The 19,542-nt window shown below is 71.2% G+C and carries 17 protein-coding genes; 16 read left to right on the top strand and 1 reads right to left on the bottom strand.

Translation table 11 applies throughout. The annotated features are described in order from the left end of the window. Nucleotides 1-46 precede the first annotated feature (46 nt). Complete coding sequence (locus ACIQ5Y_RS29640) at nt 47-634, bottom strand: beta-class carbonic anhydrase (RefSeq protein WP_403887043.1); 588 nt, start codon at nt 632-634, stop codon at nt 47-49. A 274-nt stretch (nt 635-908) separates the two neighbouring features. On the opposite strand from ACIQ5Y_RS29640, the gene rsmH reads away from it, so the two are divergent. The 16 genes from rsmH to ACIQ5Y_RS29720 all read left to right on the top strand — a co-directional run bounded on the left by rsmH (nt 909) and on the right by ACIQ5Y_RS29720 (nt 19,356). Continuing rightward, entirely contained in the window at nt 909-1,868 is a 960-nt protein-coding gene (gene rsmH / locus ACIQ5Y_RS29645; protein WP_403887046.1) for a 16S rRNA (cytosine(1402)-N(4))-methyltransferase RsmH, read from the top strand. 50 nt (nt 1,869-1,918) lie between these two features. Further along, nucleotides 1,919-2,464 (top strand): hypothetical protein, encoded by a 546-nt coding sequence (locus ACIQ5Y_RS29650; RefSeq protein ID WP_403887183.1) that lies wholly within the window; start codon nt 1,919-1,921, stop codon nt 2,462-2,464. A 369-nt stretch (nt 2,465-2,833) separates the two neighbouring features. Beyond that, nucleotides 2,834-4,816 (top strand): peptidoglycan D,D-transpeptidase FtsI family protein, encoded by a 1,983-nt coding sequence (locus ACIQ5Y_RS29655; protein WP_403887049.1) that lies wholly within the window; start codon nt 2,834-2,836, stop codon nt 4,814-4,816. 37 nt (nt 4,817-4,853) lie between these two features. Continuing rightward, nucleotides 4,854-6,536 carry a UDP-N-acetylmuramoyl-L-alanyl-D-glutamate--2,6-diaminopimelate ligase gene (locus tag ACIQ5Y_RS29660; protein WP_403887052.1) on the top strand — a complete coding sequence of 561 codons (1,683 nt, stop codon included), beginning with the start codon at nt 4,854-4,856 and terminating at the stop codon, nt 6,534-6,536. After that, nucleotides 6,533-7,951, top strand: a complete 1,419-nt coding sequence (gene murF, locus ACIQ5Y_RS29665) for a UDP-N-acetylmuramoyl-tripeptide--D-alanyl-D-alanine ligase (RefSeq protein ID WP_403887055.1) — start codon at nt 6,533-6,535, stop codon at nt 7,949-7,951. The genes ACIQ5Y_RS29660 and murF overlap by 4 nt, the downstream gene beginning before the upstream one ends. Then, nucleotides 7,948-9,018, top strand: a complete 1,071-nt coding sequence (gene mraY, locus ACIQ5Y_RS29670; protein WP_376660688.1) for a phospho-N-acetylmuramoyl-pentapeptide-transferase — start codon at nt 7,948-7,950, stop codon at nt 9,016-9,018. The genes murF and mraY overlap by 4 nt, the downstream gene beginning before the upstream one ends. Continuing rightward, nucleotides 9,000-10,592, top strand: coding sequence for a UDP-N-acetylmuramoyl-L-alanine--D-glutamate ligase (murD, locus tag ACIQ5Y_RS29675; protein ID WP_403887059.1), 1,593 nt, complete (start codon nt 9,000-9,002; stop codon nt 10,590-10,592). Before mraY ends, murD begins: the two co-directional genes overlap by 19 nt. 70 nt (nt 10,593-10,662) lie before the next feature. Continuing rightward, complete coding sequence (gene ftsW / locus ACIQ5Y_RS29680; RefSeq protein ID WP_403887062.1) at nt 10,663-12,024, top strand: putative lipid II flippase FtsW; 1,362 nt, start codon at nt 10,663-10,665, stop codon at nt 12,022-12,024. Nucleotides 12,025-12,030: 6 nt separating this feature from the next. Next, nucleotides 12,031-13,125, top strand: a complete 1,095-nt coding sequence (gene murG, locus ACIQ5Y_RS29685; RefSeq protein ID WP_403887065.1) for an undecaprenyldiphospho-muramoylpentapeptide beta-N-acetylglucosaminyltransferase — start codon at nt 12,031-12,033, stop codon at nt 13,123-13,125. A 16-nt stretch (nt 13,126-13,141) separates the two neighbouring features. After that, nucleotides 13,142-14,011, top strand: a complete 870-nt coding sequence (locus tag ACIQ5Y_RS29690; RefSeq protein ID WP_403887068.1) for a cell division protein FtsQ/DivIB — start codon at nt 13,142-13,144, stop codon at nt 14,009-14,011. A 277-nt stretch (nt 14,012-14,288) separates the two neighbouring features. Then, nucleotides 14,289-15,494 (top strand): cell division protein FtsZ, encoded by a 1,206-nt coding sequence (gene ftsZ / locus ACIQ5Y_RS29695; protein ID WP_403887071.1) that lies wholly within the window; start codon nt 14,289-14,291, stop codon nt 15,492-15,494. After that, nucleotides 15,491-16,222 carry a peptidoglycan editing factor PgeF gene (pgeF, locus tag ACIQ5Y_RS29700; protein WP_403887074.1) on the top strand — a complete coding sequence of 244 codons (732 nt, stop codon included), beginning with the start codon at nt 15,491-15,493 and terminating at the stop codon, nt 16,220-16,222. The genes ftsZ and pgeF overlap by 4 nt, the downstream gene beginning before the upstream one ends. Next, on the top strand, nt 16,222-16,941 hold the full coding sequence (locus ACIQ5Y_RS29705; RefSeq protein WP_403887077.1) for a YggS family pyridoxal phosphate-dependent enzyme: 720 nt from the start codon (nt 16,222-16,224) through the stop codon (nt 16,939-16,941). Before pgeF ends, ACIQ5Y_RS29705 begins: the two co-directional genes overlap by 1 nt. 149 nt (nt 16,942-17,090) lie before the next feature. Further along, the gene (locus ACIQ5Y_RS29710) at nt 17,091-17,711 is read left to right on the top strand and encodes a cell division protein SepF (RefSeq protein ID WP_384593326.1); all 621 of its coding nucleotides are present in this window, start codon (nt 17,091-17,093) and stop codon (nt 17,709-17,711) included. A 60-nt stretch (nt 17,712-17,771) separates the two neighbouring features. Further along, entirely contained in the window at nt 17,772-18,068 is a 297-nt protein-coding gene (locus ACIQ5Y_RS29715; RefSeq protein ID WP_384593323.1) for a YggT family protein, read from the top strand. An 82-nt stretch (nt 18,069-18,150) separates the two neighbouring features. Further along, the gene (locus ACIQ5Y_RS29720) at nt 18,151-19,356 is read left to right on the top strand and encodes a DivIVA domain-containing protein (RefSeq protein WP_403887082.1); all 1,206 of its coding nucleotides are present in this window, start codon (nt 18,151-18,153) and stop codon (nt 19,354-19,356) included. Nucleotides 19,357-19,542: the final 186 nt, after the last annotated feature.

Consider the following 19,542-nt stretch of genomic DNA (forward strand, 5'->3'; position numbering starts at 1 on the left):
GGTGGCGCCTCCCCGCATTGTTGACGGCGTTACGGCCTTGTGTCACTCAAGAGCTGGGATCGATCTCCCGCAGGAGCCCGGTGTGCACGTCGAAGACGAAGCCTCGCACATCGTCGCGGTGGGGCAGGAAGGGGTTCGTGCGGACGCGCTGCATGGACTGGCGAACGTCCTGGTCCACGTCCCGGAACGCCTCGACGGCCCAGGAGGGGCGCTGGCCGACCTCGTCCTCCAGCTCGTGCCGGAAGTCCTCGGTCAGACGTTCGAGGCCGCATCCGGTGTGGTGGATGAGTATCACCGAGCGGGTGCCGAGGGCGCGCTGGCTGATCGTGAGGGAGCGGATGGTGTCGTCGGTGACCACGCCGCCCGCGTTGCGGATCGTGTGACAGTCGCCGAGCTCCAGGCCGAGGGCCTTGTGCAGGTCGAGGCGGGCGTCCATGCAGGCGACGATCGCCACCTGGAGGACGGGGCGCGCGTCCATTCCCGGATCGGTGAAGTCCGAGGAGTAGGCACGGTTCGCCTCGACCAGTCGGTCGGTGACAGTGCCTCCGCCGGAAGCCTTGTGTGCGGACTCGGCGGGCACGGATGCGGAAGTCGTCATGGATACGACGTTAGTGGTCACAGCTGGTGCAGGCATTGGGTGAGGAGGGACAAAGAAGGTCAACCGACTTTGTTGTGAGCTAATCCACAGGGGTGGCAGGAGGGGCCCGTACGGGTGATTCGCGGCTTTCGCGGGTTCCGGTGGAGAGGGGCGCACCGCACGCGGGGCGGTTCGTTGACCGCGGCGACCGTTGCACTAAAGTGACGCGAACCGGCCGGAGCCCGGCCCTCACCGGCCGCCCGGCCCCCTGGTAACACTCCGCGTGCGCGGCGCGGCGTATGCCTGCCGCGCCGTTATCTGAGAGGGCGCTTTGACCAGCGAGTCCCGACATGTCCCGGTGATGCTCCAGCGGTGCCTGGACCTGTTGGCCCCGGCGCTGCAGAAGCCGGGGGCCGTCGTCGTCGACTGCACCCTCGGCCTCGGCGGCCACAGCGAGGCCCTGCTGACCCGATTCCCCGAGGCGCACCTGATCGGCCTCGACCGCGACAAGGAGGCCCTGCGGCTCTCCGGCGAGCGCCTCGCGCCCTTCGGCGACCGGGCCACCCTCGTCCACGCGATCTACGCCGACCTGGCCGAGGTCCTCGACGGACTGGGCATCCCCGCGGTCCAGGGCATCCTCTTCGACCTCGGCGTCTCCTCCATGCAGCTCGACGAGGCCGACCGCGGGTTCGCCTACGCGCAGGACGCCCCGCTCGACATGCGCATGGACCAGACGACGGGCATCAGCGCCGCCGAGGTGCTCAACACCTACGCGCCGGGCGAGCTCGTACGGATCCTGCGCCAGTACGGCGAGGAGAAGCAGGCCAAGCGGATCGTGTCGGCGATCGTCCGGGAGCGGGAGAAGGAGCCGTTCACGAACAGCGCCCGGCTGGTGGAGCTGATCCGCGACTCGCTGCCGCAGGCGGCGAAGCGGACCGGCGGCAACCCCGCCAAGCGGACGTTCCAGGCCCTGCGCATCGAGGTCAACGGGGAACTGTCCGGTCTGGAGAAGGCCATTCCCGCGGCGGTGGACCGGATCGCGGTCGGCGGACGGATCGCCGTGCTCTCGTACCACTCGCTGGAGGACCGCCTGGTGAAGCAGGTCTTCGCGGAGGGAGCCACCTCCACGGCCCCGCCGGGGCTGCCGGTGGTGCCGGAGAAGTACCAGCCGAAGCTGAAGTTGCTGACGCGCGGGGCGGAACTGCCGACGGAGGAGGAGGTCGCCGAGAACCGGCGGGCCGCGCCGGCGAGGTTCCGCGGGGTCGAGCGCATCCGGGAGGCGCGGCTGTGACGAAGGCCGCCGGGGCCGGGGCCGGGGCCGGGCCGGGGAAGTTCGCGACGCTGACGCGCCGGGCGCTCGGCGGGCGGCCGGTCCGCGCTGCCCGGCCCGTCCGGCAGCCCGCCCGGCCCGTCCGGCCCGCCCGGCAGGGAGGGCAGGCCGCGCGGACGCCGTTCGTGCTGTTGGTCGTGGCCCTGCTGGCCGGCGGCCTGATCAGCCTGCTGCTGCTGAACTCGGCGCTGAACGAGGGCTCCTTCCAGCTTTCGAAGCTGAAGAAGGAGACCACCGCCCTCACGGACGAGGAGCAGGCGCTCCAGCGGGACGTGGACGGGTACTCGGCGCCGGACGCCCTGCAGCGGCGGGCGCAGGAGCTGGGCCTGGTCCCGGGCGGCAGCCCGGTCTTCATCGGCGCGGACGGCAAGGTGGCGGGCACCGCCGCCGAAGCGGAGCCCCCGCCGGCTCCGTCGCCCTCGCCGTCCGCCGCCGCCCCGGCCGCCCAGCCGCAGCCCCCGGCCCAGGCCGGCCAGAACCAGCCGGCGGGCCAGCAGCCCGCCCCCTCCGGCGCTCCGGGCGCCTCGCCGCAGCCGAACCAGACTCCTGGAAGGTGACGTCGTGACGCGGATCCCTGCGGGGCCTTTTCCCACCCCGCCCTTCCCCCGTTCCCCGGGCTCCGCCCGGACCCCCCGGGGCCTCCGCTCCCAGACCCCCGCGCCTCACACGCCGGCGGGGCTGAAGTGTCCCCCGGCGGGGCCGGGAAACGGCCCGGCGGTGCTGGAGAGGGCCCGGGTCGGGCCTGGATCCGCCCTGCGGGCGGTCGAGTCGCGGACAACCGGAGGCATGGGGCGAAATCCAGCCCCTCCGGCGTTTGAGGAGCGGGGTCCGGGGCGGAGCCCCGAGGTGCCCGGGCGGAGCCCGGAGTCGCTTGCGCAGCGGCGCCACACCCTCGGGCCCGCGGCGCAGCCGCAGGCGGTGGCCGCGTGAGCCCCGCGCCGCGGGACCCGCGGCGGGTCCCCGGGCCCGGGAGGCCGAGGAGCGGCGCCACGGCCCGGCCCGCCTCGCGGCCCGCGACCCGCCGCCCCACCCCGCAGCGCAAACCGCACACCATCCGGCTCGGCAGCCCCCGCCCCCGGCTGCGCCTCGTCGGCGTCGGCCTGACCCTGGTCATGGTCGCCTTCGTCGTCCGCCTGCTCCAGGTGCAGGCCGTCGACGCCTCCGCCTTCTCCGCCGAGGCCTCCAAGAACCGCTACACCAGCGTCAAACTGGCCGCCGAGCGCGGGGAGATCACCGACCGCAAGGGCGTGGCCCTGGCCACCAGCGTCGACGCGTACGACATCACCGCCGACCCGAAGATGTTCACCCCGCAGGAGAGCAAGGCCCCGGACGCCCCCGAGCAGGCCGCCGCCCTCCTCGCGCCCATCCTCGGCGCGGACGCCAAGGCGCTCACCGGCAAGCTGAAGACCAAGAACTCCCGCTACGTGGTCCTGGCCCACCGGCAGACCCCGCAGGTCTGGAACCAGATCAAGGACCTCAAGCGGGTCTTCGCCGACAAGGCGGCGGCCGACAAGAGGAACAACGGCCCCGGCGCCAACGTCCTGGCGGGCGTGTTCAAGGAGGACAGCAGCAAGCGCGTGTACCCGAACGGCGACCTCGCCGCCGGGATACTGGGTTACGTCAACGCCGACGGCAAGGGTGCCGGCGGGCTGGAGTCCTCCCTCGACAAGAAGCTGTCCGGCAAGGACGGGGAGATCACCTACGCCCAGTCCGGCGGCCGCAAGGTCCCCACGGCCGGTTCCAGCGAGAAGCCCGCCGTGCCCGGCGAGGACATCGAGCTGACCATCGACCGCGACATCCAGTGGGCCGCGCAGAGCGCCATCGCCGAGCAGGTCGAGAAGTCCGGCGCCGACCGCGGCTACGTCGTCGTCCAGGACACCCGCACCGGCGAGGTGCTGGCCATGGCCAACGCCCCCGGCTTCGACCCCAACGACCTGACCCGGGCCCGCTCCGCAGCCATGGGCAACGCCGCACTCCAGGACGTGTACGAGCCCGGCTCCACCGCCAAGGTGATGTCGATGGCCGCCGTACTGGAGGAGAAGAAGGCCACGCCGGAGACCCACGTCGAGGTCCCCAACCGGCTGCACCGCGGCGACCGGCTCTTCAAGGACGACATCGACCACCCGACCTGGTACCTGACCCTCAACGGGGTCCTCGCCAAGTCCTCGAACATCGGCACGATCCTGGCCACCGGCCAGCTCGGCCCCACCCAGCCCGAGGCCAACAGGGTCCTGTACTCCTACCTGACCAAGTTCGGCATCGGCAGGCCCACCGGCCTGAACTACCCCGGCGAGTCCCGGGGCATCCTCGCCAAGCCCGAGGACTGGTCCACCTCCCAGCAGTACACGATTCCTTTCGGCCAGGGCCTGTCCCTCAACGCCATGCAGGCGGCCTCCGTGTACTCGACCATCGCCAACGGCGGCGTCCGCATCGAGCCGACGCTCGTGCGGGGCACCAAGGGCCCCGACGGCCGCTTCACGCCCGCCCCGGCACCCGAGCAGAACCAGGTCATCAGCAAGGAGACCGCCAAGACCCTGGCCGAGATGCTCGAATCGGTGGTAGACGACCAGGAGGGCACCGGGACCAAGGCGAAGATCCCCGGTTACCGGGTCGGCGGCAAGACCGGCACCTCCAACCGGGTGGATCCGGCCACCGGCCGCTACAAGGGCTACACCGCCTCCTTCGCCGGTTTCGCACCGGCCGACAACCCCCGGATCACCGTCTACTGCGCCATCCAGAACCCCACCAAGGGCAGCTACTTCGGCGGCCAGATCTGTGGCCCCATCTACAAGAAGGTCATGGAGTTCGCCCTCAAGACCCTCCAAGTCGCCCCCACCGGAACCGCCCCCGCCGGACTTCCGGTCACCTACGAACCCGGCCCGCAGCCCGCTGCGCAGCCGGGCCGGTGACCGGCCGTCCAGGCCCGAAGAGCGTGAGGCACCACCAGTGACAACGATCACCCCGAAACCAGGGAACCAGTCGGCCGACGGCGCGGAGGCGGGGCCCTCGCTTCGCGGGCGGCCCGCCACGCCCGGTACGCTCACCGCCGTGCCCCACGCTGATCAGCCCAGAACCGCCCAGAAGGACGCCCCGGCAGTGCCGCCGGGAGCGCCGCGGCCCGAGTCCGTCCGCCAGACCGCGCTCGGCGAGCTGGCAGCCCTGCTGGGGCTGCCCGAACCGGCCGCCGCGACGATCACCGGCATCACGCACGATTCCCGTGCGGTCCGCCCGGGCGACCTGTACGCGGCCCTCGCCGGAGAACGGGCGCACGGCGCCGACTACGCCGCCCAGGCCGCCGGCCTCGGCGCCGCCGCCGTGCTGACCGACCCCGCGGGGCAGGAGCGCGCGGCCGCCACCGGACTGCCCGTCCTGACCGTCGACGACCCGCGCGGCCGGATGGGCGAGCTCGCCGCCGCCATCTACGGCAGTCCCGGTGAGGACCTGCTCCAGATCGGGATCACCGGCACCTCCGGCAAGACCACCACGGCGTACCTCGTCGAAGGCGGCCTGCGCGCCGCGGGCCGCCGCACAGGGCTCGTCGGCACCGTCGAGATGCGCATCGGCGACGAGCGCATCAAGTCCGAGCGGACCACCCCCGAGGCCACCGACCTCCAGGCCCTCTTCGCGGTCATGCGCGAACGCGGGGTCGAGGCCGTCGCCATGGAGGTCTCCAGCCACGCCCTGGTGCTCGGCCGGGTCGACGGCTGCGTCTTCGACGTCGCCGTCTTCAACAACCTGAGCCCGGAACACATGGAGTTCCACACCGACATGGACGACTACTTCCAGGCGAAGGCGGGGCTCTTCACCCCCCGCCGCGCCCGCCTGGGCGTGGTCAACCTCGACGACGAGTACGGCCGCCGCCTCACCAAGGAGGCGACCGTCCCGGTCGTCACCTTCTCCGCGGTGGGCGACCCGGCCGCGGACTGGCGTGCCGAGGACGTGGTCTTCGGGCCGGCGAGCTCCACGCTGACCCTGCTGGGCCCCGAAGGACAGCGCGTACGGGCCACCGCCCCGCTGCCCGGCCCGTTCAACGTCGCCAACACCGTCGCCGCGATCGTCACGCTCGCCGCCGCCGGCCTCGACCCGCAGACCGCCGCCGACGGCGTCGCCGCGGTCCCCGGGGTCCCCGGCCGGCTGGAGCGGGTGGACGCGGGACAGCCGTACCTGGCCGTCGTCGACTACGCCCACAAGACGGACGCCGTGGAGTCGGTGCTGCGCGCGCTGCGCGAGGTCACCACCGGCAAGCTGCACATCGTGCTCGGCTGCGGCGGTGACCGCGACACCACAAAGCGCGCCCCGATGGGCGCCGCGGCCGCCCGGTACGCCGACGTGGCCGTCCTGACCTCCGACAACCCGCGCTCCGAGGACCCCCTCAAGATCCTCGCCGCGATGTTCGAGGGCGCGGTGTCCGTACCGCCCGCCGAGCGGGGCACCGTCCTCGTCGACGCCGACCGGGCCGCGGCCATCGCCGCCGCCGTCGCGCGCGCCGAGCCCGGTGACACCGTGCTCGTGGCCGGCAAGGGCCACGAGCAGGGTCAGGACACCGCAGGGGTCGTACGCCCCTTCGACGACCGCGAGGTGCTCCGCGCCGCGATCGAACGCCAGGAACAGGCAGAGGTGGACCAGTGATCGCCCTTTCCCTCGCCGAGATCGCCGACATCACCGGCGGGCGGCCCCACGACATACCGGATCCGTCGGTGCGGATCAGCGGGCCCGTGGTCATCGACTCCCGCCAGGTGGAGGCCGGCAGCCTGTTCGCCGCCTTCGAGGGCGAGCACGTCGACGGCCACGACTACGCCGAGCGCGCGGTCGCCGCCGGAGCCGCGGCCGTCCTCGCGGCCCGGCCGGTCGGCGTGCCCGCCATCGTCGTCCCCGACGTGGAGAAGGCGCTCGGCGCCCTCGCCCGCGCCGTCGTCGGGCGGCTCGGCACCGACGTGGTGGCCCTGACCGGTTCCGCCGGGAAGACCTCCACCAAGGACCTCATCGCCCAGGTGCTGCAGACGCACGCGCCCACGGTGTGGACACCCGGTTCCCTCAACAACGAGATCGGCCTGCCGCTCACCGCGCTCAAGGCCACCCCCGAAACCCGCCACCTGGTACTGGAGATGGGGGCCCGCGGGATCGGCCACATCGCCTACCTCACCGGCCTGACCCCGCCGCGGATCGGCCTCGTCCTCAACGTCGGCACCGCCCACATCGGCGAGTTCGGCGGCCGCGAGCAGATCGCCCAGGCCAAGGGAGAGCTGGTCGAGGCCCTGCCGGCCGAGGCCGACGGCGGCATCGCCGTCCTCAACGCGGACGATCCGCTGGTGCGCGCCATGTCCGCCCGCACCAAGGCCCGTACCGTCCTCTTCGGTGAGGCCGACGACGCCGAAGTCCGGGCCACCGAGGTCCGGATGACACCCTCGGGACAGCCCGCCTTCACACTCCACACACCGACCGGGTGCAGCGATGTGACCTTGCGGCTGTACGGTGAGCACCACGTGTCGAACGCGCTCGCCGCGGCCGCCGTAGCCCATGTACTGGGAATGTCCGTCGAGGAGATCGCCACAGCGCTCTCCGGGGCGGGCACGCTGTCGCGGTGGCGGATGGAAGTCACCGAGCGGGCGGACGGTGTGACGATCGTCAACGACGCCTACAACGCGAATCCCGAGTCCATGCGGGCCGCACTGCGCGCACTTGTCGCGATGGGCGGCCCGGCCAGGGCGAACGGGGGGCGCACGTGGGCGGTGCTCGGTCGCATGGCCGAACTCGGTGACGAATCGCTGGCCGAGCACGACGCGGTGGGACGGCTCGCCGTCCGGCTCAACGTGAGCAAGCTCGTCGCAGTCGGGGGCAGGGAAGCGTCCTGGCTGCAACTGGGCGCATATAACGAGGGTTCGTGGGGTGAGGAGTCGGTGCTCGTGTCCGACGCGCAGGCGGCGGTCGACCTGTTGCGCAGTGAACTGCGCCCGGGGGACGTCGTGCTGGTGAAGGCTTCCAGGTCGGTCGGTCTGGAACGGGTGGCGCTGGCGCTGCTCGAGGGCGAGGTCGCCGGCCGATGAGGCAGATCCTGTTCGCCGGTGTCATCGGCATGTTCCTCACGGTCATCGGCACCCCGCTGCTCATCAAGCTGCTGGCCCGCAAGGGCTACGGCCAGTTCATCCGCGACGACGGCCCCCGCGGCCACGCGGGCAAGAAGGGCACGCCCACCATGGGCGGTATCTCCTTCATCCTGGCCACGATCGTCGCGTACGTCCTGACGAAGGTCATCACGGGCAGTGAGCCGACCTTCTCGGGCCTGCTCGTCCTGTTCCTGATGGCGGGCATGGGCCTGGTCGGCTACCTGGACGACTACATCAAGATCGTCAAGCGCCGCTCTCTGGGTCTGCGCGCCAAGGCCAAGATGTCCGGCCAGCTGATCGTCGGCATCGCCTTCGCGGTGCTCGCCCTCCAGTTCAAGGACTCGCGCGGGCTCACCCCGGCCTCCACCAAGCTGTCGTTCGTCACGGACTTCGGCTGGTCGATCGGCCCGGTGCTGTTCGTGGTCTGGGCGCTGTTCATGATCCTGGCGATGTCCAACGGCGTGAACCTCACCGACGGCCTCGACGGCCTGGCCACCGGCGCCGCGGTGATGGTCTTCGGCGCGTACACCTTCATCGGTGTGTGGCAGTTCCAGGAGTCCTGTGCCAACGCGGCCACGCTGACCAACCCCAACGCGTGCTTCGAGGTGCGCGACCCCCTCGACCTCGCGGTCGTCGCGTCGGCCCTCATGGGCGCCTGCTTCGGCTTCCTGTGGTGGAACACCTCGCCCGCCAAGATCTTCATGGGCGACACCGGTTCGCTGGCGCTCGGCGGCGCGCTCGCCGGCCTCGCGATCTGCTCCCGTACGGAGTTCCTGATCGCCCTGCTCGGCGGCCTCTTCGTCCTCATCACCATGTCGGTCGTCATCCAGGTCGGCTCCTTCAAGCTGACCGGCAAGCGCGTCTTCCGGATGGCACCGCTGCAGCACCACTTCGAACTCAAGGGCTGGTCCGAAGTCCTCGTCGTCGTGCGCTTCTGGATCATCCAGGGCATGTGCGTCATCGTGGGTCTCGGTCTCTTCTACGCGGGATGGGCAGCCGACAAGTGAGCACCACCGATCTGGCCGAGGCGCTCGGCCCCGACGCCTTGGGCCGGTTCGGTCTGCCCGGCCGGATCACCGTGGCGGGCCTGGGCATCAGCGGCATCAGCGCCGCCCGGGCCCTGGCCCGGCTCGGCGCGGCCGTGACCGTCGTCGACAACGGCGACGGCGACGCGCACCGCGCGAAGGCCGCCGAGCTCGCGGAACTGGGCATCGAGGTCCGCCTGGGCCACCTGGAGGGCGGCGCCAAGGCCGGAGAAACCCTCCCCGAGGGCACCGAGCTGGTCGTCACGTCGCCGGGCTGGAAGCCCGACAGCCCGCTCTTCCTGGAGGCCGCCAAGGCCGGCGTGGACGTCGTGGGCGACGTGGAAATCGCCTGGCGGCTGCGCGAGGCGGGCGCGGAACTCCGCGCCGCCCGCTCGGCCGCGGAGACCGCACCGGGCACCGCCGACGCGGCGCAGGCTTCAGCGATGCCCGTGCCCGGCGTAGCCGAGTGGCTCGCCATCACCGGGACGAACGGCAAGACCACCACCACCCAGATGCTGGCGTCGATCCTGAAGGCCGCAGGGCTCCGCACCGCGGCCGTCGGGAACATCGGCACCCCGATCATCGACGTGGTCCTCGGCGAGCAGGCGTACGACGTACTCGCCGTCGAGCTCTCCAGCTACCAGCTGCACTGGGCGCCCTCGCTGCGCGTCCACTCCGCGGCCGTCCTCAACCTGGCCCCGGACCACCTCGACTGGCACGGCTCGATGGAGGCGTACGCCGCCGACAAGGGCCGGATCTACGAGGGCAACACCGTGGCCTGCGTCTACAACGTGGCGGACAAGGCCACCGAGGACCTGGTCGTGGAGGCCGACGTCGAAGAGGGCTGCCGCGCCATCGGCTTCACCCTCGGCGCCCCCGGCCCCTCCATGCTCGGCGTCGTCGACGGCATCCTCGTCGACCGCGCCTTCGCCCCGAACCGGCAGAAGAACGCCCAGGAACTCGCGCACGTCGAGGACGTCAACCCGCCCGCCCCGCACAACATCGCCAACGCGCTCGCCGCCGCGGCCCTGGCCCGCGCCTTCGGCGTGGAGCCGCGTGCGGTCCGCGACGGGCTGCGCGACTTCCGCCCCGACGCCCACCGCGTCGCGTACGTGGACGAGGTCGACGGGGTCACCTACATCGACGACTCCAAGGCCACCAACACGCACGCCACCGAGGCCTCCCTCGCCTCCTTCGAGCCGGTCGTCTGGATCGCCGGCGGCCTCGCCAAGGGCGCCACCTTCGACGAGCTCGTCCAGAAGGCGGCGAAGCGGCTGCGCGCCGCCGTGCTGATGGGCGCCGACCGGGCGCTGATCGCCGAGGCGTTGGCGCGACACGCGCCCGAGGTCCCGGTCGTCGACCTCGACCGGACCGACACTGGGGCGATGCTCGCAGCCGTCCGGGAAGCGGCCCGGCTCGCCGAGCGCGGCGACACGGTCCTGCTGGCGCCCGGCTGTGCCTCGATGGACATGTTCGCGAACTACAAGGAGCGTGGGGACGCGTTCGCCGACGCGGTGCGCGAACTGGCCGCCGAGAGCGCCGCGAACACGGCCTAGGCCGGGGGCTCCGGGAGAGGTTCCCTCCGGCCGGCGGCTCGCTTCGTACGAGTGGAGGGGAAGATCACAGATGCCGGCCAAACAGATGCTGCCGGGACGGCGGCCTTCCGTCCTGAGGGCGCAGGGCCGCAAGCGCCCGGCGGCGAGCCCGAAGCGGCCCGCCGGGCGCGGGCCGCTGGCCGGGATCCGGCGTACGCAGCGGAAGTTGCGCAAGGCCTGGGACCGGCCACTCACGGCGTATTACCTGATTTTCGGCAGTTCGCTGCTCATCACCGTGCTCGGCCTGGTGATGGTCTACTCGGCCTCCATGATCAAGGCGCTCCAGCTCGGCCTGGGCGACGCCTACTTCTTCAAGAAGCAGTTCCTCGCGGCCCTCATCGGCACCGGACTGATGCTCGTAGCCTCCCGGATGCCCGTCAAACTCCACCGGGCGCTGTCCTATCCGGTGCTCGCCGGCACGCTCTTCCTGATGGTCCTGGTCCAGATCCCCGGGATAGGGGTGTCCATCAACGGCAACCAGAATTGGATCTCCCTTGGTGGTCCGTTCATGTTGCAGCCCAGTGAGTTCGGCAAGCTCGCACTGATCCTGTGGGGCGCCGACCTGTTGGCGCGCAAGGGCGACAAGGGGCTGCTCAGCCAGTGGAAGCACCTGCTGGTGCCACTGGTCCCGGTGGCCTTCCTGCTGCTCGGGCTGATCATGCTGGGCGGGGACATGGGAACCGCGATGATCCTCGGCGCGATCCTCTTCGGCCTGCTGTGGCTGGCGGGGGCTCCGACGCGGATGTTCGTGGGCGTACTGGTCTTCGCTGGTGCGATCGTCGCACTGCTCATCAAGACGAGCCCCCACCGGATGGACCGGTTGGAGTGCATCGGCGCGACGGACCCGGGCAAGAACGACCTCTGCTGGCAGGCCGTCCACGGAATCTACGCCCTCGCATCCGGCGGGTGGTTTGGTTCCGGTCTGGGTGCCAGTGTGGAAAAATGGGGCCAACTACCCGAAGCCCACACCGACTTCATCTTCGCCATCACCGGGGAGGAACTGGGTCTGGCGGGGACGCTGTCGGTGCTCGCCCTGTTCGCGGCTCTAGGCTATGCGGGTATCCGCGTGGCCGGACGCACGGAGGACTCCTTCGTACGGTTTGCCGCGGGTGGCGTGACCACCTGGATCACGGCCCAGGCCGTGATCAACATCGGTGCGGTGCTCGGCCTGCTGCCGATCGCCGGTGTCCCGCTCCCGCTGTTCTCCTACGGAGGGTCGGCCCTGCTGCCGACCATGTTCGCGGTCGGACTGCTCATCGCCTTCGCGCGGGAGGAGCCGGCGGCGCGCGCGGCCCTGGCGATGCGACAGCCGAAGACGGGCTGGTGGCGGACCGGGGTGAGATGGAAGTCGATGAGACGGCGCGTCAAGAGGCGTCCGTCCGGAGAGCGGTGAATTTCGGTGCATGTCGTACTCGCCGGTGGGGGGACCGCCGGCCACATCGAGCCGGCGCTCGCCCTCGCGGACGCCCTGCGCAGGCAGGACCCTTCAGTGGGCATCACCGCCCTCGGCACCGAGCGCGGACTTGAGACCCGCCTGGTGCCGGAACGCGGCTACGAGCTGGGGCTGATCCCCGCCGTCCCGCTGCCCCGCAAGCCCACGCCCGAACTCATCACCGTCCCCGGGCGGCTGCGCGGCACCATCAAGGCCGCCGAGGAGATCCTGATCCGCACCAAGGCCGACTGCGTCGTCGGTTTCGGCGGTTACGTGGCCCTGCCCGGCTATCTCGCGGCCAAGCGGCTCGGGGTGCCGATCATCGTCCACGAGGCCAACGCGCGCCCCGGACTGGCCAACAAGATCGGCTCCCGCTACGCGCACGCCGTCGCGGTCTCCACCCCCGACAGCAAGCTGCGCGGCGCCCGCTACGTGGGCATCCCGCTGCGCCGCTCCATCTCCACCCTCGACCGGGCCGCGGCACGCCCCGAGGCGCGCGCCGCCTTCGGCCTGGACCCCAACCTGCCGACGCTGCTGGTCTCCGGCGGCTCGCAGGGCGCCCGCCGCCTCAACGAGACGATCCAGCAGGTCGCCCCGAACCTCCAGCGCTCCGGGATCCAGATCCTGCACGCCGTCGGCCCGAAGAACGAACTGCCGCGTGTCGACAACATGCCCGGGATGCCGCCCTACGTGCCGGTACCGTACGTGGACCGGATGGACCTCGCGTACGCCGCCGCCGACATGATGCTGTGCCGCGCGGGCGCGATGACCGTCGCCGAACTCTCCGCCGTCGGGCTGCCCGCCGCCTACGTCCCGCTGCCGATCGGCAACGGCGAACAGCGGCTCAACGCCCAGCCGGTGGTCAAGGCCGGCGGCGGCCTGCTCGTGGACGACGCGGAACTGACGCCCGAGTGGGTGCTCGGCCAGGTCCTCCCGGTGCTGTCCGATCCGCACCGCCTGTACGAGATGTCCCGCGCCGCAGGCGAGTTCGGCCGCAGGGACGCCGACGAGCTGCTGGTCGGGATGGTGTACGAGGCGATCGCGGCGCACAGCAGCCGCTGAGGCAGGAGGCACAGGAGTGGCCGGAGCGACGACCGCACAGCGCGGCAACCCGGGCTCTGACCGGCCCGCCCGCAAGGGCAGCACCGGCTCTCCGAAGCCGCCCAGGACACCCAAGCCACCCAAGCCGGAGAAGCACGCCAAGTCGACGAAGAGCGGTGGCCCGCGGGGCCCCGGCGCGCGCATGCGCCGAGGCCCCGTGCTGCTGGCCGCCCTCGCCTGCGCGCTGCTCCTCGCGGGGGGCGGCACCTGGGTGCTCTACGGGTCCTCCTGGCTGCGGGTCGAGAAGGTCACCGCAGGCGGCACCGAGGTGCTGACCCCCGAACAGGTCGTCGCCGCGGCGGCGGTGCCGGTCGGCGCACCCCTCGTCGGCGTGGACACCGACGAGATCGCCGACCGCGTCCGCGGCCGTCTGCCCCGCATCGATTCGGTCGACGTGGTGCGGGCCTGGCCGCACGGAATCGGGCTGAAAGTGACGGAACGCAAACCGGTCCTGCTCATCAAAAAGGACGCCAACTTCGTGGAAGTGGACGCATCGGGTGTGCGTTTCGACACGGTTCCGAAAGCACCGGCCGGTGTCCCGGTCCTCGAATTGAACGCGGGGGGCTCTCCGAGCGCCCGCCGTTTCGACGAGGAACGGCTGCTGCACGAGGCCGTGCTCATCGCGGGAGCCCTCCCGGAGCCGGTCTCGAAGCAGACGGTGCAGGTCAAGGTGGGTTCGTACGATTCGGTGGTCCTGGAGCTCACCGGGGGGCGGTCCGTGACGTGGGGGAGCGGTGAACAGAGCGAAGCGAAGGGGCGTGCGCTGACCGCTTTGCTCAAGGCCGCGCCCAAGGCCGGTCACTTCGACGTGAGCGTTCCCACCGCCCCGGCGGTGTCCGGGAGTTGACTCCCGGTCGAACAGCGGAGCACCCTGGTTGGCCAGCGATACGGGTGATCACATAGGGTGAAAAGAAAAACGGGAGGTTCGGCGTGTTCGTTGAACACGCGCTACTTGTCGACTTAGTGTCCTGTTCGGAAGAGTCCAAGGAACAGACACACCCCTAACCCTAAACTTCAGGGTGAGGGTTCGGGTCGGCGCGTTCGGACCGTCCCCATTTCGGCATCAGTCGTCGCAACGCAGACCGCGAGGCGGCGACACGTAATCGAGGCGAGAGGCCTTCGACGTGGCAGCACCGCAGAACTACCTCGCAGTCATCAAGGTCATCGGTGTCGGCGGCGGTGGTGTCAATGCCATCAACCGAATGATCGAGGTCGGTCTCAAGGGCGTCGAGTTCATCGCCATCAACACGGACGCCCAGGCGCTGTTGATGAGCGACGCCGACGTCAAGCTCGACGTCGGCCGTGAACTCACCCGGGGCCTCGGCGCCGGAGCAAATCCGGCCGTCGGTCGCAAGGCGGCAGAGGACCACCGCGAGGAGATCGAGGAGGTCCTCAAGGGGGCCGACATGGTCTTCGTGACCGCCGGTGAGGGCGGCGGCACCGGCACCGGCGGCGCACCCGTCGTCGCCAACATCGCGCGCTCGCTGGGCGCCCTGACGATCGGTGTGGTCACCCGGCCGTTCACCTTCGAGGGCCGGCGCCGCGCGAACCAGGCGGAGGACGGCATCGCCGAGCTCCGCGAAGAGGTCGACACCCTCATCGTCATCCCCAACGACCGCCTGCTGTCCATCTCGGACCGCCAGGTCAGCGTCCTCGACGCCTTCAAGTCGGCCGACCAGGTCCTGCTGTCGGGCGTCCAGGGCATCACCGACCTCATCACCACCCCGGGCCTGATCAACCTCGACTTCGCCGACGTCAAGTCCGTGATGTCGGAGGCCGGCTCGGCGCTGATGGGCATCGGCTCGGCCCGCGGCGACGACCGCGCCGTGGCCGCCGCCGAGATGGCGATCTCCTCGCCGCTGCTGGAGGCGTCCATCGACGGCGCCCGCGGCGTGCTGCTCTCCATCTCCGGTGGATCGGACCTCGGTCTCTTCGAGATCAACGAGGCCGCTCAGCTGGTGAGCGAGGCCGCGCACCCCGAGGCGAACATCATCTTCGGTGCCGTCATCGACGACGCGCTCGGCGACGAGGTACGGGTCACCGTCATCGCGGCCGGGTTCGACGGCGGACAGCCCCCGGCCCGCCGGGACAACGTCATCGGCGCCGCTTCCACGAAGCGCGAGGAGCCGGCCCCGGCCCCCGTCCGTGCGCCGGAGCCGGTCCGTCCGGCCTTCGGTGGACTCGGCACGGTCCCGCAGCGCGAGGAGCCCCCGGTTCCGGTCGAGCCGGCCCCGGCCATGGTCGAGCCCCCCGCGCCGCAGGTCCCGACGGCCCGTCCGTACCAGGACAGCCCGGCCGAGGAACTGGACGTACCGGACTTCTTGAAGTGACACCGGAGCAGCACCACGTGGGCGGCGCCCACTTCGCCTTCACCGACAGGTGGGGCGGAGTGAGCGCCGTTCCGTACGAAGAGCTCAACCTCGGCGGCGCGGTCGGAGACGACCCGGCCGCCGTTCTGGCGAACCGGGCACTCGCCGCGAACTCCCTGGGCCTGGACCCGGACCACGTGGTCTGGATGAACCAGGTCCACGGCCGGGACGTCGCGGTGGTCCCCGGACCCTGGGGTGCGGACGCGGTGGCCCCCGCCGTGGACGCGGTGGTGACCGCCCGTCGGGGGGTGGCCCTCGCCGTGCTCACCGCGGACTGCACGCCCGTCCTGCTCGCCGACCCCGTCGCCGGGGTCGCGGGCGCCGCCCACGCCGGGCGGCCCGGACTGGTCGCCGGAGTGGTGCCCGCAGTACTGGAGGCCATGGTCGCCCTCGGCGCCGAGCCCGGCCGGATCACCGCCCGTACCGGACCGGCGATCTGCGGACGCTGCTACGAAGTGCCCGCCGAGATGCGGGAGGCCGTCGCCGAGGCGGTGCCGGCCGCCCGGGCCGAGACCAGCTGGGGGACACCGGCCGTCGACGTGGTCGCCGGGGTGCACGCGCAGCTCGCGGAGGCGGGGGTGGTGGACGTCCACCGTTCCCCGGTCTGCACACTGGAGTCACGGGACCACTTCTCGTACCGCCGTGACCGGGTGACCGGGCGGCTTGCCGGATATGTCTGGTTGGACTGATGACGGATCGTAAGTCGGAACTCGCCGAGAACCTGGAGCGGGTGGAGGAGCGCATCTCGTCCGCCTGCGCGGCGGCGGGGCGCGAGCGGGACGAGGTGACCCTCATCGTGGTCACCAAGACCTACCCCGCGAGCGACGTACGACTGCTGGCGGAGCTGGGCATCCGCCATGTTGCGGAGAATCGGGACCAGGATGCCGCCCCCAAGGCGGCGGCCTGCGCGGATCTGCCGCTCAACTGGCACTTCGTCGGACAGTTGCAGACGAACAAAGTCCGTTCCGTGGCGGGATACGCGCACGTGGTGCAGTCGGTCGACCGTCCGAAGCTCGTGACCGCCCTCTCGGCGGCCGCGGAGGGAGCGGGGCGCGAGCTCGGCTGCCTCGTACAGATCGCCCTCGACGCGGAGTCGGGGGAGCGCGGGTCCCGCGGCGGCGCGGCGCCGGAGCAGCTCGCGGAGCTGGCGGACCTCGTCGCGAAGGCGCCGGGGCTGCGGATCGACGGGCTGATGACGGTCGCTCCGCTGTCCGGCGAGTACGCGGGACGCGAACAGGCCGCTTTCGAGCGGTTGATGGAATTGTCATCCCGCCTGCGCGCGGACCATCCTGCTGCCACGATGGTGTCGGCCGGGATGAGCGCAGACCTGGAACAGGCCGTTGCGGCCGGTGCGACACATGTACGCGTCGGCACTGCGGTACTCGGCGCGAGACCCCGGCTCGGGTAACGTCGCGAAGAAAGTCGAACCACAGCAGAAAATATGGTCATTCCCGCAAATGGGCGGGCAGGCCGCGTGGATCGCGGGCAGTTGGTGACATTCGTGACACGGCGGCACCTGCGACAGGGCGATCCACCACAGAGCGGAGGACTCAGAGAATGGCCGGCGCGATGCGCAAGATGGCGGTCTACCTCGGCCTCGTGGAGGACGACCGGTACGACAACCCGGGGTACGACCCCGACGACGAGTTCGAGCCCGAGCCGGAACCGGAGCGCGTGGCCCGGGACCGGGATCGCCGACAGCAGCCCGTGCATCAAACGCCCGTATCGGACGAACCGGTACGAGCCGTACAGCCCCCGCCGCAGCGCGAACCCGTCTCAATTCCTGTTGAAAATGGACGTCCTGCGCGAATCGCCCCCGTGGCGTCTATCACACCCGATCGCTCGAACCTGGAGAAGAACGCCCCCGTGATCATGCCCAAGGTCGTCTCCGAGCGGGAGCCGTACCGCATCACGACGCTGCACCCCCGGACCTACAACGAGGCCCGTACCATCGGGGAACACTTCCGTGAGGGCACTCCGGTGATCATGAATCTCACGGAGATGGACGACACGGATGCGAAGCGTCTCGTGGACTTCGCCGCCGGACTCGTCTTCGGTCTGCACGGCAGCATTGAACGCGTGACACAGAAGGTGTTCCTGCTGTCGCCTGCTAACGTCGATGTCACGGCGGAGGACAAGGCCCGCATCGCGGAGGGCGGGTTCTTCAACCAAAGCTAGACCGATCCGTCAGATACGGGACCGGGAACAGAGCGGGAAACGGGGAGAGGGAAGCGCGGGATGGGCGTCGCACTACAGGTGGTCTACATCGCGCTGATGTGCTTCCTCATCGTGCTGATCTTCCGACTGGTCATGGACTACGTGTTCCAGTTCGCACGTTCATGGACACCCGGCAAGGCGATGGTGGTCGTCCTGGAGGCCACCTACACTCTTACCGATCCACCGCTCAAGCTTCTTCGGCGGCTCATCCCGCCGTTGCGTCTCGGGGGCGTGGCACTCGACCTGTCCTTCTTCGTTCTGATGATCATCGTTTACATCCTCATCAGTTTCGTGAGCACCGCTGCGAGAAGCGTGTGAACGATGAGCTTCTCCGCGCGCGCGGGGACAGTCCCGATACGGTCTTGCCGACTGCCGACGACTACGTAGAGGTGAAGAAGACATGCCGCTGACTCCCGAGGACGTGCGGAACAAGCAGTTCACGACCGTCCGCCTCCGAGAAGGCTATGACGAGGACGAGGTCGATGCCTTCCTCGACGAGGTCGAGTCCGAGCTGACGCGCCTGCTGCGCGAGAACGAGGACCTGCGCGCCAAGCTGGCTGCCGCCACGCGTGCCGCCGCGCAGAACCAGCAGCAGCAGGGCATGCGCAAGCCGGAACCCCAGGACCAGCGTGGCCCCGGCGGCCCCGGCGCCCCCGTGCCCGCGGCCATATCCGGCCCGCCGCAGCAGCCCCAGATGGGCCCGCCGCAGCTGCCGGGCGGCCCGCCGCAGCTCCCGGCCGGCCCCGGCGGACACGGACCCCAGGGTCCGGGCCCGATGGGCGGCCCCATGCAGCAGCACCCCATGGGCGGACCGCAGGGCATGGGTCAGCAGGGCATGGGCCAGCCCTCCATGGGCGGCCAGAACCCGCTCGGCCAGCAGATGCAGCCCATGGGCCAGCAGATGCAGCCGATGGGCCAGCAGATGCAGCCCATGGGTCAGCCGATGCAGCCGATGGGTCAGCCGCAGCAGCAGCTCCCGCAGCAGGGCCCCGGTGGCGACAGCGCCGCCCGCGTCCTGTCGCTGGCGCAGCAGACCGCCGACCAGGCGATCGCAGAGGCCCGCTCCGAGGCCAACAAGATCGTCGGCGAGGCCCGCAGCCGCGCCGAGGGCCTGGAGCGGGACGCCCGCGCCAAGGCCGACGCGCTGGAGCGGGACGCGCAGGAGAAGCACCGCGTCGCGATGGGCTCCCTGGAGTCCGCCCGCGCCACGCTGGAGCGCAAGGTCGAGGACCTGCGGGGCTTCGAGCGTGAGTACCGTACGCGTCTGAAGTCCTACCTGGAGTCGCAGCTGCGCCAGCTGGAGACCCAGGCCGACGACTCGCTGGCCCCGCCGCGCGGTCCGGCCGGTCCCGCGCTGCCGCCGTCGCCGTCCCCGTCGATGGCTCCGGCCGGCGCCATGGGCCACTCCATGGGCGGCCCGTCGATGGGCAGCGGCCCGTCCCCCATGGGTGGTCCCTCCCCGATGGGTGGCCCCTCCTACGGCGGTCAGCAGCAGATGTCCCCGGCGATGACCCAGCCGATGGCTCCGGTCCGGCCGGCGGCTCCGCAGCCGATGCAGGCGCCGTCTCCCATGCGGGGCTTCCTGATCGACGAGGACGACAACTAGGCGCCGCCGCGCAGTCGGCAGCCACGGGCCGGGCCCGGTACCCCTTCGGGGGCACCGGGCCCGGCCCGTTTCGCGTGCCCGTGCGCGTCCGCGGGTGCTGGTGGGTGCCGCTGCGCGGGGCCTGTCCCCTACCCGCCCTTCCACCGTTCCCTGGGGCTCCGCCCCAGACCCCGCGCCTCAAACGCC

It is taken from the genome of Streptomyces sp. NPDC096339 (assembly GCF_044762985.1).
In the GTDB taxonomy this organism is placed as follows: domain Bacteria; phylum Actinomycetota; class Actinomycetes; order Streptomycetales; family Streptomycetaceae; genus Streptomyces.

What these genes read in the sequence shown, in the direction of transcription:
- ACIQ5Y_RS29710 (WP_384593326.1), top strand. Translation starts at nt 17,091, where the DNA reads ATGGCCGGCGCGATGCGCAAGATGGCGGTCTACCTCGGCCTCGTGGAG.
- ACIQ5Y_RS29715 (WP_384593323.1), top strand. Translation starts at nt 17,772, where the DNA reads ATGGGCGTCGCACTACAGGTGGTCTACATCGCGCTGATGTGCTTCCTC.
- mraY (WP_376660688.1), top strand. Translation starts at nt 7,948, where the DNA reads ATGAGGCAGATCCTGTTCGCCGGTGTCATCGGCATGTTCCTCACGGTC.
- ACIQ5Y_RS29720 (WP_403887082.1), top strand. Translation starts at nt 18,151, where the DNA reads ATGCCGCTGACTCCCGAGGACGTGCGGAACAAGCAGTTCACGACCGTC.
- murD (WP_403887059.1), top strand. Translation starts at nt 9,000, where the DNA reads ATGGGCAGCCGACAAGTGAGCACCACCGATCTGGCCGAGGCGCTCGGC.
- ACIQ5Y_RS29640 (WP_403887043.1), bottom strand. Translation starts at nt 634, where the DNA reads ATGCCTGCACCAGCTGTGACCACTAACGTCGTATCCATGACGACTTCC.
- ftsW (WP_403887062.1), top strand. Translation starts at nt 10,663, where the DNA reads ATGCCGGCCAAACAGATGCTGCCGGGACGGCGGCCTTCCGTCCTGAGG.
- ACIQ5Y_RS29705 (WP_403887077.1), top strand. Translation starts at nt 16,222, where the DNA reads ATGACGGATCGTAAGTCGGAACTCGCCGAGAACCTGGAGCGGGTGGAG.